The sequence below is a fragment of the Amycolatopsis sp. lyj-346 genome (assembly GCF_046548975.1).
Classification (GTDB): domain Bacteria; phylum Actinomycetota; class Actinomycetes; order Mycobacteriales; family Pseudonocardiaceae; genus Amycolatopsis.
In genome coordinates this window covers 77,368-91,929 of record NZ_JAJPWT010000012.1, presented here as the reverse complement: position 1 = coordinate 91,929, position 14,562 = coordinate 77,368, and the positions used below count along the sequence as shown (strand labels likewise).

Annotated in this window: 12 protein-coding genes; 7 read left to right on the top strand and 5 right to left on the bottom strand. The window is 71.9% G+C overall.

Annotation, left to right across the window (positions count from 1 at the left end):
• Positions 1–16: 16 nt before the first annotated feature.
• On the top strand, positions 17–1,768 hold the full coding sequence (locus tag ACLJQE_RS30420; protein ID WP_410642939.1) for a cellulase family glycosylhydrolase: 1,752 nt from the start codon (positions 17–19) through the stop codon (positions 1,766–1,768).
• 75 nt (positions 1,769–1,843) lie between these two features.
• On the opposite strand, the gene ACLJQE_RS30415 is transcribed toward ACLJQE_RS30420, so the two are convergent.
• A complete protein-coding gene (locus ACLJQE_RS30415; RefSeq protein ID WP_410642937.1) occupies positions 1,844–2,506 on the bottom strand; it encodes a TetR/AcrR family transcriptional regulator in 663 nt (220 codons plus the stop codon).
• 83 nt (positions 2,507–2,589) lie between these two features.
• On the opposite strand from ACLJQE_RS30415, the gene ACLJQE_RS30410 reads away from it, so the two are divergent.
• Positions 2,590–3,699, top strand: coding sequence for an FAD-dependent oxidoreductase (locus ACLJQE_RS30410; RefSeq protein WP_410642936.1), 1,110 nt, complete (start codon positions 2,590–2,592; stop codon positions 3,697–3,699).
• Here ACLJQE_RS30410 and ACLJQE_RS30405 read toward each other — a convergent pair whose 3' ends face one another.
• The gene (locus ACLJQE_RS30405) at positions 3,700–4,389 is read right to left on the bottom strand and encodes a TetR/AcrR family transcriptional regulator (RefSeq protein WP_410642934.1); all 690 of its coding nucleotides are present in this window, start codon (positions 4,387–4,389) and stop codon (positions 3,700–3,702) included. It lies immediately after the preceding gene.
• Between the two features lie 68 nt (positions 4,390–4,457).
• On the opposite strand from ACLJQE_RS30405, the gene ACLJQE_RS30400 reads away from it, so the two are divergent.
• The 3 genes from ACLJQE_RS30400 (at position 4,458) to ACLJQE_RS30390 (ending at position 7,598) form a co-directional block, all read left to right on the top strand.
• Positions 4,458–5,570: an FAD-dependent oxidoreductase gene (locus ACLJQE_RS30400; RefSeq protein WP_410642933.1), complete on the top strand. Its 1,113-nt coding sequence runs from the start codon at positions 4,458–4,460 to the stop codon at positions 5,568–5,570.
• Positions 5,571–5,634: 64 nt separating this feature from the next.
• Positions 5,635–7,128 carry a tRNA (N6-isopentenyl adenosine(37)-C2)-methylthiotransferase MiaB gene (gene miaB, locus ACLJQE_RS30395; protein WP_410642932.1) on the top strand — a complete coding sequence of 498 codons (1,494 nt, stop codon included), beginning with the start codon at positions 5,635–5,637 and terminating at the stop codon, positions 7,126–7,128.
• On the top strand, positions 7,125–7,598 hold the full coding sequence (locus ACLJQE_RS30390) for a hypothetical protein (RefSeq protein ID WP_410642930.1): 474 nt from the start codon (positions 7,125–7,127) through the stop codon (positions 7,596–7,598). The genes miaB and ACLJQE_RS30390 overlap by 4 nt, the downstream gene beginning before the upstream one ends.
• Before the next feature lie 19 nt (positions 7,599–7,617).
• Here the strand turns inward: ACLJQE_RS30390 and ACLJQE_RS30385 are convergent, their stop codons facing one another.
• Positions 7,618–8,073 carry a hypothetical protein gene (locus tag ACLJQE_RS30385; protein WP_410642928.1) on the bottom strand — a complete coding sequence of 152 codons (456 nt, stop codon included), beginning with the start codon at positions 8,071–8,073 and terminating at the stop codon, positions 7,618–7,620.
• 580 nt (positions 8,074–8,653) lie between these two features.
• Positions 8,654–9,967 carry a DUF349 domain-containing protein gene (locus ACLJQE_RS30380; RefSeq protein WP_410642927.1) on the bottom strand — a complete coding sequence of 438 codons (1,314 nt, stop codon included), beginning with the start codon at positions 9,965–9,967 and terminating at the stop codon, positions 8,654–8,656.
• Positions 9,968–10,185: 218 nt separating this feature from the next.
• Here ACLJQE_RS30380 and miaA point away from each other — a divergent pair, with 218 nt between their 5' ends.
• Together miaA and dapF are read left to right on the top strand one after the other, a co-directional pair.
• Positions 10,186–11,097: a tRNA (adenosine(37)-N6)-dimethylallyltransferase MiaA gene (gene miaA / locus ACLJQE_RS30375; RefSeq protein WP_410642926.1), complete on the top strand. Its 912-nt coding sequence runs from the start codon at positions 10,186–10,188 to the stop codon at positions 11,095–11,097.
• A gap of 10 nt (positions 11,098–11,107) precedes the next feature.
• Complete coding sequence (gene dapF / locus ACLJQE_RS30370; RefSeq protein WP_410642925.1) at positions 11,108–11,935, top strand: diaminopimelate epimerase; 828 nt, start codon at positions 11,108–11,110, stop codon at positions 11,933–11,935.
• Between the two features lie 98 nt (positions 11,936–12,033).
• On the opposite strand, the gene valS is transcribed toward dapF, so the two are convergent.
• The gene (gene valS, locus ACLJQE_RS30365) at positions 12,034–14,559 is read right to left on the bottom strand and encodes a valine--tRNA ligase (RefSeq protein WP_410642924.1); all 2,526 of its coding nucleotides are present in this window, start codon (positions 14,557–14,559) and stop codon (positions 12,034–12,036) included.
• Positions 14,560–14,562: the final 3 nt, after the last annotated feature.

The window sequence follows — 14,562 nt, the reverse complement described above, 5'->3', positions numbered from 1 at the left end:
GTTTGGGGCCGCCATCATGCGCATGCTCGTGGCTTTGCTCACCGCCGTGGCGATGACTTCCGGCGTCGTCGCGTCCGCCGTGGCCGAGGACGTCCCGGCGCACCGGCTGACGGTGCGGGGCTCGGCTTTCGTCGACGAGTACGGCCGCGAAGTGGTCTTGCGCGGCTTCAACGTCTCGGGCGAGGTGAAGCTCGCAGAAAACGGTTTCCTGCCGTTCGCCAACGCGGCCGACGCCCGCCGCTCGGCCCGGTCGATGCGGGCACTGACCGGCGCGAACGCCGTGCGGATCCCGATCGCCTGGGCGGGGACGCAGCCGGTGCGCGGGCCGGTGAACACGCAGTACCTGGCCGCGCTGACCGAGCAGATGAAGGTGTTCCTGGACGAGGGGTTCACCGTCCTGCCCGACTTCCACCAGGACCTGTTCTCCCGCTACCTGTTCAACCGCGGCAGCTGGTACACCGGCGACGGCGCCCCGAAGTGGGTGGTCGACCTCGGCGGCTACCCCGCGGAGAGCTGCGGCATCTGCGCCCACTGGGGCCAGAACATCACCCAGAACGGCGCGGTCCAGGACGCGACGAAGGACTTCTGGCACAACGCCCGCGGCGTCCAGGACGAGTTCGTCGGCCAGGCCGTCCAGACGATGTCCTACCTGCGGACGAACCTGAGTGCGGCCCAGTTCGCCGGCATCGCCGGCATGGACCCGTACAACGAGCCCTTCGCCGGGCGGTACGACCAGGGCCAGGACAGCAAGGCGTGGGAACAGAACGTGCTCTGGCCGTTCTTCAAGCGGTTCCGCGAAGCGATGGATTCCGCCGGCTGGCAGGACAAGCCCGCGTTCGTCGAGCCGAACATGTTCTGGAACGCCAACATCTCCTTCCAGCTGCACCCCGGCGGCTTCCAGGACACCGGCGTGATGGGGCCGCGGTACGTGTTCAACACGCACTTCTACGACCAGCTCGCCCAGTCCGGCGTGTTCATGCCGGGCAAGGCCGGCGACGGCCAGTACAGCGCGAGCTTCGGCGCGGTCCGCGACCGCGCGACGGCACTGGGCACGACGGCGATCGTCACCGAGTTCGGCCACCCGCTGACCGGGTACACCTCGGACAAGGCCCCGACGGTGGACAAGGCTATGTACCAGGCGCTGGACTCGCGGCTGTCCGGCGCGAACTGGTGGCGCAAGCCGGCGGAGTCGGGCCCGGTGCTGTCGGGAACGCAGTGGCAGTGGGACATCTACAGCGGCCGGCACCACGAACTGATGAACGACAACCCGGACAAGGTCAAGACGGAAGGCGACGCCTGGAACGGCGAGGACTTCTCCTCGGCCCGCACGGCGGACGACGGGACGGTCCAGCTCCGCCAGGACGCGCGGCTGCTCGACCGCCTCTACCCGGCGGCGGTCGCGGGGCACACCCTGGCGTTCACGTACGAGGACCGTTCGCGGGACGGCAGCCAGACGCTGACGTGGAACCAGATCCCGGCCACGATGCCGGCGACGGCGGCACTGGCCGGCGCGGGCCGCTACGGCGTCCTCGTGTGGCAGGGCACCGCCGCGGGTGCGCCGACCGAGCTGCACGTCCCGGCGGGGATGACGCCGACGGTGGTCACGGACCTGGCTTCGGTCACCCGCGTGGGCGACCGCCTGCGCCTGCCCGCGACGCCGGGCCTGCACTACGCGCTGATCGCGGAACCGGCGGCGGCGCCGACCGCGGCCCAGCTCGCGGCGGTCCGGGCGGAACTCGCGGCTTGGGCGCCCACGGCCGCGAAGTGAACGTGGCGCTTTGCGACGCCAAGCGCCACTTTCCCCAGGAAAGATGCGTCTGCGGGCGAGCGGCCGGGTAGCCCGTCAACGCAGGGTCGCGATCCCGGCCAGGAAGATGTCGACGCCCGCGAGGAACTGCTCGCGGTCGTCGTGCTCGGCCAGCCGGGTCGCGGCCTGGTGCACGAACGGGTACTCGTCCGGGTCGAGTGCTGCCCACCGGGCGGCGATCGCGCCCAGGAACGCCGCGCGGTCCGCCTCGGCGGCGAGGAGCCGGGCGTTGGCGGCGTTCTGCCCGGCGACGCCGAGGACGTAGTTCACCAGCGCACCCGCGGCGTCGAACACCGCGTGCCGGGGCACGTCGAGCGCGACGAGCAGCCCGCCGATGCGCTCGTAGATCTCCAGCAGCGCGGGCCGCCACGGCTCCCGCGACAGCTGGGCGCCGACCCAGGGGTGGGCGTCGATCGCGTCGAACAGGCCCAGTGAGACCGTGCGCAGCGCTTCCCGCGGCTCCGCCTCGACGACCGCGTCGCCCATGACGCCGGCGATGACGGCGTCGGTGGCCGCGGCGAGGAGGTCGCTCTTGTTCGCCACGTGGTGGTAGATCGCGCCGTAGCCGGTCGACAGGCGGGCGGTGAGCGCGCGGAACGTCAATGCGGCCTCGCCGCCGTCGTCCAGGATCGCGGCTGCCGCCCGGACGATCACTTCCTTCGACAACCCGTCCGTGCGCCGCGGGGCCCGTTTCGCCATGTGCCGATCATCGCACGGTTGGAACGTCGATCCAAACTCGTGCTAGCGTGCGGATTGGAACGGCAATCCAATCGGAGGTCACCATGGTCGTCACGATCATCGGCGCCGGGCTCGGCGGTCTCGTCCTGGCCCGCGTCCTGCACCTGCACGGCATCCCGGTCGCGGTCCACGAGGCGGAGGCTTCCCCGGCCGCCCGCCGCCAGGGCGGGATGCTCGACATCCACCCGTGGAACGGTCAGCCGGCGCTCGAAGCGGCCGGGTTGACCGAGGGCTTCCGCGAGCTCGTCCTGCCGGGGCGCGAGTCGTCGCGCGTCGTCGACCGGCACGGCACCGTGCTGCTCGACCGGCCCGACGACGGCACCGGCGAGCGTCCCGAAGTGCAGCGCGGCGAGCTGCGGCAGCTGCTGCTCGATGCGCTGCCGCCCGGCACCGTCCACTGGGGACACAAGGTCACCGGGGTGCGGGCCATCGGCGACGGCGAACACGAGGTGCGCCTGGCCGACGGCACGGTCTTCGGCACGAATCTGCTGGTCGGCGCGGACGGTGCGTGGTCGAAGGTCCGTCCGCTGCTGTCCGGCGCCACTCCGGAATACGTCGGGGTCTCGGTCGTCGAGACCTTCCTCTTCGACGCCGACACCCGCCATCCCGCCGCCGCGAAGGCGGTCGGCGCCGGGGCGCTCTACGCGCTCGCGCCGGGCAAGGGAATCGTGGCGCACCGGGAGAGCGGCGGGACCCTGCACGCGTACGCGCAGGTGTTCAAGCCGCAGGACTGGCTGGCCGGTGCCGACGACGCGACCGTGACCGCGCGAGTGGCCGGGGAGTTCGCCGGCTGGGCGCCCGAGCTGACCACCCTGATCACCGAAAGCGACACACCGCCGGTGCTGCGCCGCCTCGGCACGCTGCCGGCCGGGCACCGCTGGGACCGCGTGCCGGGGGTGACCCTGCTCGGCGACGCGGCCCACCTGATGCCCCCGAACGGCGAAGGCGCCAACCTGGCCATGCTGGACGGCGCCGAACTCGGGCAGGCGCTCGCCGCCCGTCCTGGCGACGTCGAGGCGGCGCTGGCCGAGTTCGAACAGGCCATGTTCTCGCGGGCCGCCGCGGAGGCGGAGGACGAGGACATCTACGCGATCATGTTCGGCGACGACGCACCGCACGGCATGGTCGCCCTGCTCACCGGTGCCGGGGAGTAGCTACCCGGCACCGGCTCCGATCCCGGCGCCGATGCCGTCGAGCAGGAAGCCGAGGCCGATGCGGAAGGTTTCGTCGGCGTCGAGGTGGGCGGCGTCGCGGACGACCGTCTCCAGTGCCGGGAACCGGCCGGTGGCGAACATCCGCACCAGGTAGGGCCCGAAGGTGGCCTGCCACTGCCGCTGGTCCATCCCGGTGGCGCGCTCGGCCCGCCGCTCGGCGATCTCGCGGCGGACCGCGCCGATCACGTACGCGTCGACGGCGGTGACCACCGGCATGATCATGTCCACGTCGACACCGTCCAGCGCGGCCATCACCGCCTCGCCCCTGGCCAGCGCGTTCGGACCGAGCTGGGGCCGTCCACCGATCAGGTCGGCGAACCATTCGTGCCGGTGCACGGCCTGCCGGGTGGCCTCGGCCAGGGAGGTCAGCACCGCGCGCCAGCCGTCGCCGGACGGGTGAACTTCGGCGTGGACGGCGTCGACCATCAGGTCGAGCAGCTCGTCCTTCGTGTCGATGTAGCCGTAGAGGCGCATCGGCCCGACGTCCAGCGCGGCGGCGATCTTGCGCAGCGACACGGCTTCCAGGCCGGCTTCATCGGCCAGTTCCACCGCGGTCCGGACGATCAGCTCCCGGCTCAGCGGGGCCGGCGCCGGTCGGTTCGCCGGCTCCGGCCGCTCCCACACCAACATGGGGTGACAGTACAACGGCTGTCGCGATACACTGTATCGAGACGTACAGTGTATCGAGGGGGAAAACCATGACCATCGCCATCGTGGGAGCGGGCCTGGGCGGCCTGGCGCTCGCCCGGGTGTTGCACGTGCACGGCATCGGGAGCGTCGTGTACGAACGCGACGCCTCGCGGGATGCCCGCCGGCAGGGCGGCATGCTCGACATCCATTCCGGGCAGCCGGCGCTGTGCGAGGCCGGCCTGCTCGACCGGTTCCTGTCGATCGCCCGCGGCGAGGGGCAGGACATGCGCCTCCTGGAACCGGACGGCACCCTGCTGCACCAGGAGGACACGCCCGAAGACGCCCCGCTGCTGCGGCCCGAGATCGACCGCACGGACCTGCGCAACCTGTTCCTCGACGCACTCCCGGAGGGAACCGTCCGCTGGGGGCATGCGTTCGGCCACGCGGATGACGGCGTCCTGCACTTCGCGGACGGCCGCAGCGCTCGGTACGACCTGCTGGTCGGCGCCGACGGCGCGAACTCCCGCGTCCGCGCCCTCCTCACCGACGCCCGGCCGGCGCACGTCGGCCAGAACATCGTCGAGCTCGCCATCCCCGACATCGACCGCACCCACCCCGGCCTGGCGGCCATGGTCGGCCGCGGCAACTACTGGGTCCTCGGCGACGGGAAGTCACTGGCCGCCCAGCGCAACGGCGACGGCTGCGTCCGCATCGGCATCAGCTTCTACAACACGGGCGAGGACTGGTTCACCGAGGCGGCCATCCCCTTCGAGGACCCGGCCGCGGCCCGCGCCCGGCTGATCACCCTCCTGGACGGCTGGGACCCCCGGTTCACGGCCTTGATCGCCGCCTGCGACGACACGGTCGTACCCCGCGCGATCACGACGCTCCCACCCGGTCTGACCTGGCCGTCGAACCCCACCGTGACCCTGCTCGGCGACGCGGCCCACTTGATGCCCCCGGTGGGCGAGGGAGCCAACATGGCCTTGCTGGACGGCGCCGCCCTCGCCCTGGCGCTGGCCGCACACCCGGACGATTCCGGCGCGGCGGTGGCGGAGTACGAGCGGGAGATGTACGACCGCACCGCCGCGGCGGCCCGGATGTCCGCGGACGTGCAGGAGCTGCTGATGTCCCCGGACGCGAGCCGCAGGATGCTCGAGTTCTTCCAACCGAGTTCGTGAGGAGCCACGCACGACCAAGGGCACCGCGGAACCGCAGGCGGCAGCCGGTCTACCCTGGAAGCCGATGACCGAGAACAAGGCACCCAGGGCGTACCAGATCCGCACCTTCGGCTGCCAGATGAACGTGCACGACTCCGAGCGGCTCGCCGGGCAGCTCGAGGACGCCGGCTACGTTCCGGCCACCGCCGGGGCCAAGCCGGACCTGATCGTGTTCAACACCTGCGCCGTCCGGGAGAACGCGGACAACAAGCTGTACGGCACCCTCGGGCACCTGCGCCCCGACAAGGTCGCGAACCCCGGCCTGCAGATCGCCGTCGGCGGGTGTCTCGCGCAGAAGGACCGCGGGGAGATCGTCAAGCGGGCGCCGTGGGTCGACGTCGTGTTCGGCACCCACAACATCGGGTCGCTGCCCACGCTGCTCGAGCGTGCCCGGCACAACGCCCGTGCCGAGGTCGAGATCCTCGAATCCCTCGAGACGTTCCCCTCGACGCTGCCCGCGCGCCGCGAATCGTCCTACGCGAGCTGGGTGTCGGTTTCGGTCGGCTGCAACAACACCTGCACCTTCTGCATCGTTCCCGCCCTGCGCGGCAAGGAACGCGACCGGCGGCCCGGCGAGATCCTCGCCGAGGTCGAGGCGCTCGTCGCCGAGGGCGTGCTCGAGGTCACCCTGCTCGGCCAGAACGTCAACTCCTACGGCGTCGAGTTCGGCGACCGGCTGGCGTTCGGCAAGCTGCTGCGTGCGTGCGGGACCGTCGACGGCCTCGAGCGCGTCCGGTTCACCTCGCCGCACCCGGCGGCGTTCACCTCCGACGTCATCGACGCCATGGCCGCGACGCCGAACGTCTGCCACCAGCTGCACATGCCGCTGCAGTCCGGGTCCGACCGGGTGCTGCGCGAGATGAAGCGGTCCTACCGCTCGGCGCGTTTCCTGAACATCCTCGACGAGGTCCGCGCGGCCATGCCGGACGCGGCGATCACCACCGACATCATCGTCGGCTTCCCCGGCGAGACCGAGGAAGACTTCCAGGCGACCCTGGACGTCGTGGCGCAGGCCCGCTTCTCCAGCGCGTTCACCTTCCAGTACTCGAAGCGCCCCGGCACGCCGGCCGCGACGATGGACGGCCAGCTGCCGAAGGAGGTCGTGCAGGAGCGCTACGAACGCCTGGTCGAGCTGCAGAACGCGATCTCCTGGGACGAAAACCAGAAGATCGTGGGCCGCCGCGTCGAGCTGCTCGTCGCCGCGGGCGAGGGCCGCAAGGACGCCGAGACGCACCGGATGAGCGGCCGCGCCCGCGACGGGCGCCTGGTGCACTTCACCCCGGCCGGCACCCACGTCGACCGCGCGGTCCGCCCGGGCGACGTCGTCGAGACGATCGTCACCTACGCCGCACCGCACCACCTGGTGGCCGACGGCGACCTGCTGTCCCACCGCCGGACACGCGCCGGCGACAACGCGGAGGCCGGGCTGCGGCCGAAGACGAGCGGTGTCACGCTGGGCCTGCCGGGCTTCGGTGCCCCGGCCGCCCAGCCCGAACCGGTGAGCGGGTGTGCGCTGTGACGGAGTCCCGTGGCAACGGCGAGCTGGCCGAGCTGGCGGCCGAGATCGACGAGGCGGGCGCGCGGGCGTCCCGCACGGTGGAGCTGGGCCGCCGCGGATTCACGATCGCGGTGTTCATGTTCGTGCTGCTGGTCTGCCAGATCCTCCCGTGGGTCGGCGACCACGCGGGCTGGCAGGTCCTGGCCGGCGAGGGCGGCGGCATCCCCCAGCTGTTCGCGGCGACGTCGACGGCCGTCGGCATCCTGGCCTCGGCACTGGCCTTGGTGACGCGACGCTGGTGGCTGTCCTGGGTCTGCGCGGCGGGCGGCTGGTTCGCCTCGGTGGACGGGCTGCTGGCGATCTGGTCCCAGCAGTCGTCCCACGCCCCGGGTTCCGCGGGCGGCGGCCCCGGGCTCGGCATGGTGATCGCCTGGATCGCCATGATCTGCCTGGCGGTCCAGTGGATGCGAACGGCGTTCTCACGAACGTGAGAACCGGCGGGGACCAGCTTCAGCCGACTCGCAGGGTCAAGGTGGTCGCCGAGTAGGCGGCGGCGTAGAGGGTCGTCTCGGGGTGGAAGAGCCGCAGCGAGACGGTGGCGCTCAGGCTGAAGCTGAGCCTGAAGGAGAACCCCCCGTTCGGCCGGCAGGTGGTGTCGGCGATGTTGACCCAAGCACCGGCCTGCAGCTGCTGCACGATGACGGTCTCGACGGTCTCTCCGGTTTGTTCGGCACGGGCCCCATCGAGGACCTTCAGGGTCCCCTTGAGATCGACCTTCTCGTTGACCTTGACGTGATCTTTGGCCAGCTTCCCTTCAACCTTCACCTTCCCCTTCCCGGCTTGCACGGCAGAGCCGAGCGAAGCGGCCCCGGCAGAACCGGCAACCGCAGGGGCAAGCCCGGCGAGGGCAACGCTGATCACGAGGGCGGAGAGAATCCTGCTGGCGCTGTGGGATGTCCTGGTCATGACCAGAGTGGAGCACCGGCAGGGAAGCGAAGCGCGCGGTAACCCCCGGTCGGGGCCCTGACCGAACCCCTTCGGGTGGCCTGCCGATCTTCCGGTTGCCGAACGGCCGCCCGCCCATGGGCTCGCCCGAGCAGGGCCCGTCCGAGCAGAGCCCGCCCGAGCAGAGCACCCGGCCGCTCATGGCTGCCCGAGCAGGACCCGCCGCTCATGGCGGTCTGCGCAGGACCCGCCCGCTCATGGCGCGCCTGCGAATGGCCGCCCGCGCGCGACCCGCCCTCCCTGGGGGCTGCCCCCGCTTCCAGCGTATCGGCGGCGGCCGACAGAACCGGGCGAAAACGCAGCCGAGCGGCCGGCTTGTCCACATCACGACGGCAAGGTGGATAACCGCAAAGGCCCTCTTCACCAGCAGAAAGCCGGCGAGGAGGGCCTCCACGCAAAGTGACCTCGACGGTCTGGGCTATCTCAGCGGCTCAGCAACTGCACCGGCCTGGAACGAGTAACCCAGAACCCGCACCCGCCCGGGGACCGCACCGAACCCGAACCGCGCAGCACCGAACCGAACCCGAACCGAACCCGAACCTCACCGATCCGCAATCGCCGCCTCGGCGGCCTGCAGCCACTCACGCCACTGAGCCGCCTGCTCGTCCGCCTTCTTCGCCCGCCGCTCGTCCCCGGCGGCCCGCGCCTTCGCGGCCTGGGACTCGAACTGCTCCACCCGCTCGCGGAACTGGGCCGCGCGGGCCTGGGCCTCCGGGTCCGTGCGTCGCCAGCGGGAATCCTCGGCCGTCTTGACCGCGTCCTGGACCGCCTTCAGGCGGCCGTCCAGTTCGCGGATGCGCTCGCGGGGGACCTTGCCGATCTCGTCCCACTGCTCCTGGATGCGCCGCAGTGCGCTCTTGGCCGCCTCCAGGTTGGCCGCCGCGTCGATCTTCTCGGCCTCGATCAGCAGCTCTTCCTTGCGGGCCGCGTTCTGCGTGAACTCGGCGTCACGCTCGGAGAACACCGTCGACCGGCGGGCGAAGAACTTGTCCTGGGCCGCGCGGAACCGCTGCCACAGCGCCTCGTCGCTGTCCTTCGGCGCGCGGCCGGCCGCCTTCCACTCGGTCATCAGGTCCTTGTAGCGGCCCGCCGTCTCGCCCCAGTCCTCGGACTCGCTGATGGCCTCGGCCTCGGCGATGAGCTCTTCCTTGCGCTGCTTGGCCGACGCGCGCTGCTTGTCCAGCTCGGCGAAGTGCGACCCGCGGCGGCGGTTGAACCCCTCGCGGGCCTTCGAAAACCGCTTCCACAGCTCGTCGTCGGTCTTGCGGTCGACGCCCTTGACGGTCTTCCACTCGTCGAGGATCGCGCGCAGCCGGTCGCCCGCCGCCTTCCACTGGGTGGAGTCGGCCGCGATCTTCTCGGCCTCCTCGGCCAGTGCCTGCTTGCGGGCGATGGCCGCGGCCCTGGCCTCCTCGCGCTCCGCCTTCGCGCTGGCCAGTGCCTTCTCGGCGTGCGCGATGACGTACTCCAGCCGCGCGGCGAGCGCCGCCAGGTCGCCGACCAGGGCGGCCTCGGCCAGCCCGTCCCGGATCTGGGTGGCGCTCGACAGCGCGTGCTTCGGGTCGCCGGCCCCGGAGATCAGCCGGGTCTCCAGCAGCTCGACCTCGGTGCGCACGTCGTCGAAGCGGCGCGCGTAGTGCACCAGCCCCTCGTCCGGGCTGCCGGCCTGCCAGACGCCGACGGCGCGCTCGCCCTCGGCGGTGACGACGTAGACGGTGCCCTCGTCGTCGATCCGGCCCCAGGTCGACGGGGTGGGTTCGGCGGGCGGCACGGGCGGGGCGGCGTGCCCGGCGTGCAGCGCGTGCGGCACCGGGTGCGGGGCCGGGGTACCGGTGGAAGTGTTCTCCTGGGCCATCGCAGGCTCCTTATCGCCTGTACGCCCGCTTGCGCGGGCGCCCCGCCGTTCGAGCGGGGCCGGGTAATGCGGTCGTCACGGGCCGTGCTCGGATGCTACGGCCTCACGCGGCATTCAAGCAGCTCAGCGCGCACCGTGGTACTGGATGGGCCACCCGAAGCTGGTGATCCTACTTCCGGTGGACGCTCCGTGTCGGCCCGCAGGTATCGTCAGCCGCCGTGAACAGCCCCGTCGTCCCGCTCGCGGTGGTCGGGCCGACGGCCACCGGCAAGACCGCGCTGGCCGTGGACCTGGCCCGCGAACTCGGCGGCGAGGTCGTCAACGCCGACGCGATGCAGCTCTACCGGGGCATGGACATCGGCACCGCCAAGGCCACCGAGGCCGAGCGCCGCGGCGTCCCGCACCACCTCCTCGACGTCCTGGACGTCACGGAGACGGCGTCCGTCGCGGCCTACCAGCGGCACGCGCGGGCCGGGATCGAGCGGCTGCTGGCCGCCGGCAAGGTCCCGGTGCTGGCCGGCGGGTCCGGTCTCTACGTCCAGGCCGTGCTCGACGACCTGCGGTTCCCCGGCACCGACCCGGCCGTCCGGGCCCGGCTCGACGCGGAAGCCGAGCAGCTCGGCACCCCCGCGTTGTATACCCGGTTGGGGGAGCGCGACCCGGTGGCCGCCGCCAAGATCCTGCCGACCAACACCCGGCGGATCGTGCGCGCCCTCGAAGTCATCGAGATCACCGGCGAGCCGTTCTCCGCGAACCTGCCGAAGCCGGGGCCCGCGCGCTACGGCACCGTCGTGATCGGCGTCGACCGCGCGGCCGAAGAACTCGACGAGCGGGTCAACGAGCGCGTCCGGCGGATGTTCGAGGCGGGGCTGGTCGACGAGGTGCGCGAACTGGAAAAGCGGGGCCTGCGCGAGGGGAAGACGGCGGCGCGGGCGCTCGGCTACCAGCAGGTGCTCGCCGAGCTGGACGGCGGTGGCGACTTCGACGCGGCCGCCGCGGCAACGGCGCAGGCCACCCGGCGCTTCGTCCGCAAGCAACGCTCCTGGTTCCGGCGCGACCAGCGGATCCACTGGTTCGACGGCGCCGATCCCGGGCTGGCCGCGCGCGTCCTGGATACCCTGGGCCGGTAATCTTGCCCCCATGGGCGGAATCGAGTTCCTCAAGGGGCACGGCACGCAGAACGACTTCGTGCTGCTCCCCGATCAGGCGGGCCGCCTCGAGCTGACCGAGGCCAGGGTCGCCGCGCTGTGCGACCGCCGCCGCGGCCTCGGGGCCGACGGCGTGCTGCGCGTCGTGCGCGCCGAAGCACTCGGCGAGCCGTCCGCGGGCGAGTGGTTCATGGACTACCGCAACGCCGACGGGTCGATCGCGGAGATGTGCGGCAACGGCGTGCGCGTGTTCGCCCGCCACCTGGTCGATTCCGGCCTGGCCGCCGAGGGTGAGTTCGTCATCGGCACCCGCGCGGGCGACCGCCCGGTGGTGGTGCACCCGGACCGCTCCGTGACCGTCCACATGGGACCGGCGACGATCACCGGGACGTCGGTCACGGTGGTGGCGGGCCGCCCGTTCTCCGGCGTGGCGGTCAACGTCGGCAACCCGCACCTGGTGTCGCTGCTCGACGACGACGTGGCCGGGCTCGACCTGCGCGACCAGCCCGACTTCGACCGCGACGTGTTCCCGGACGGCGTGAACCTCGAGTTCATCAACTACCTCGGCGAAGGTGCCCTGCGGATGCGCGTGCACGAGCGCGGGGTCGGCGAGACGCGCGCGTGCGGCACCGGCACCGTGGCCGCGGTGGCGGCGGCGTTCCACCTGGCGGGCACGGACACCGGAAGCTCCACTGTGGACATCCCGGGTGGCCGGGTCGAGGTGACGGTGTCCCGCGGGGCATCGACGCTGTCGGGCCCCGCGGAGATCGTGGCGCGCGGCGAGATCGACGAAGCCTGGTGGGCCGCCGCCGGTTCCTGACCGGGCCGCCCCAAGCGCCCCAATGTGGCCTTCGGTGCGTTCAACGCACCCAAGGTGGCCTTCGGTGCGTTGAACGCACCCAAGGCCACATTGGGGCGCTAGGCCGGGGCGCCGATCTTCGCCTCGATCGCGAACTCTCCTTCGCGCGTCTCCACCGAAGTGACCGCGCCCGCGACGCGGATGTCCGCCTGGACGTCCGCGAAGCGCGTCAGCAGTTCGGCCGGGCCCGTCACGGTGAGCGTCTCCACCGCCGACCGCATCGACACCTTCGCGTCCGTCTTCGCCCGGCGCACCGCCGCGATCACCTGGCTCGCCAGCGCCAGCAGCTCCGGATCACCGTCGACGGCGGCCGGAGACGGCCACGGCGCGCGGTGCACCGACCCCTCCTGCCACCACGACCAGACCTCCTCGGTCGCGAACGGCAGGAACGGCGCGAACAGCCGCAGCACCGCCGACAACGCCGTCACCAGCGCGACCTGCGCCGAAGCGGCGGCAGCGGCGCCGAGGTCGCCGTACGCGCGGCCCTTCACCAGCTCGACGTAGTCGTCGCAGAACGTCCAGAAGAACGTCTCCGTCACCTGCAGCGCCCGGGCGTAGTCGAGGGCCTCCAACGCCGCGGTCGCCGAGGAGACGACGGCCGCGAGCGACGCCAGCAGCGCCCGGTCGAGCGGCTCGGAAGCGACCGCGTCCGGCGAAGGCACGCCCAGTCCCAGCACGAACCGGCTCGCGTTGAGCAGCTTCGTCGCCAGCCGCCGGCCGACCTTCATCTGGCCTTCGTCCACCGCCGTGTCGACGCCCGGGCGCGCGCTGGCCGCCCAGTAGCGGACCGCGTCCGAGCCGAAGCGCTCCAGGAGGTCCACCGGGGTCGTCACGTTGCCCTTGGACTTCGACATCTTCTTGCGGTCCGGGTCGAGCACCCAGCCCGCGATCGAGGCCGCCCGCCACGGCAGCACGCCGTGCTCCAGTTCCGCGCGCACCGCCGTCGAAAACAGCCAGGTGCGGATGATCTCGTGCGCCTGCGGCCGCAGGGCAAAAGGGAACACGCGCGCGAACAGGTCGTCGTCGACGCTCCACCGGCCGACGATCTGCGGCGTCAGCGACGACGTCGCCCAGGTGTCCATGACGTCGGGGTCGGCGGCGAACCCGCCCGGCACGCCGCGCTGCTCCTCGGTGAACCCCGGCGGGACGTCGCTGCTCGGATCCACCGGCAGGGTGTCCGGCAGCAGGCGGGCGTCGTAGTCCGGCTCGCCGCGGTCGTCGAGCCGGTACCACAGCGGGATCGGCACGCCGAAGAACCGCTGACGGCTGATCAGCCAGTCCCCGGCCAGGTTCTCCACCCACGACGAGTACCGGACGCGCATGTGCTTCGGCACCCAGTTCAGCTCTTCGCCGCGGGCGAGCATCTTCTCCCGGAAGGCGGCGTCGTTCCCGCCGTTGCGCAGGTACCACTGCCGGCTGGCGACGATCTCCAGCGGCTTGTCGCCCTTCTCGTAGAACTTCACCGAGTGCGTGATCGGCCGCGGTTCCCCGCGCAGGGCCCCGGCTTCGCGCAGCAGCCGCACCATGATCTCGCGTCCGGTGTGGACGGTCTTGCCCACCAGCGGCGCGTACGCCCCGGCCGGCACCCCGGACGGCGCCTCGGGCAGGAACCGGCCGTCGCGGCCCAGCACCACCCGCGTCGCCAGCCGCAGCTCCCGCCACCACGTGACGTCGGTGGTGTCGCCGAACGTGCACACCATCGCGATCCCGCGGCCCTTCCCGGGATCCGCGAGGTGGTGCGCCACGACGGGCACGTCGACGCCGAACACGGGCGTCCGCACGGACTTCCCGAAGAGCGGCTTGAAGCGGTCGTCGTCGGGGTGCGCCACCAGCGCGACGCACGCGGGCAGCAGCTCCGGCCGGGTCGTCGCGATGACGACGTCGGCGCCGTCCGGGCCGGTGAACGCGAGGTCGTGGAAGGCGCCGGGGCGTTCGCGGTCCTCCAGCTCGGCCTGGGCGACGGCGGTGCGGAACGACACGTCCCACAACGTCGGCGCTTCGGCCTGGTAAGCCTCGCCGCGCTCGAGGTTGCGCAGGAACGCGCGCTGCGAGATCAGCCGCGACTCGCGCCCGATCGTCTGGTAGGTCATGGTCCAGTCGACCGAGAGCCCGAGCTGCCGCCACAGCTGCTCGAAGACCTTCTCGTCGGTCTCGGTCAGCGACTCGCACAGTTCGACGAAGTTGCGTCGCGAGATCGCCACGACGTCCTTGCCCGGCTTCTCCGGCGGCCGGAATTCCGGGTCGTAGGGCAGCGACGGCTCGCAGCGGACGCCGAAGTGGTTCTGCACCCGGCGTTCGGTCGGCAGGCCGTTGTCGTCCCAGCCCATCGGGTAGAAGACCTCGAGCCCGCGCATCCGCTTGAACCGCGCGAGGACGTCGGTGTGGGTGTAGGAGAAGACGTGCCCGATGTGCAGTGACCCGCTGACCGTCGGCGGGGGAGTGTCGATCGAGTAGATCTCGTCCCGGGTCTTCGTCCGGTCGAAGCGGTAGGCACCCGTGGCTTCCCATCCGGGTACCCACTTGGCCTCCAGACCGTCGACACCGACCTTGTCCGGGACTCTCGGGCGCTCGTATGGGGTACTCATGAA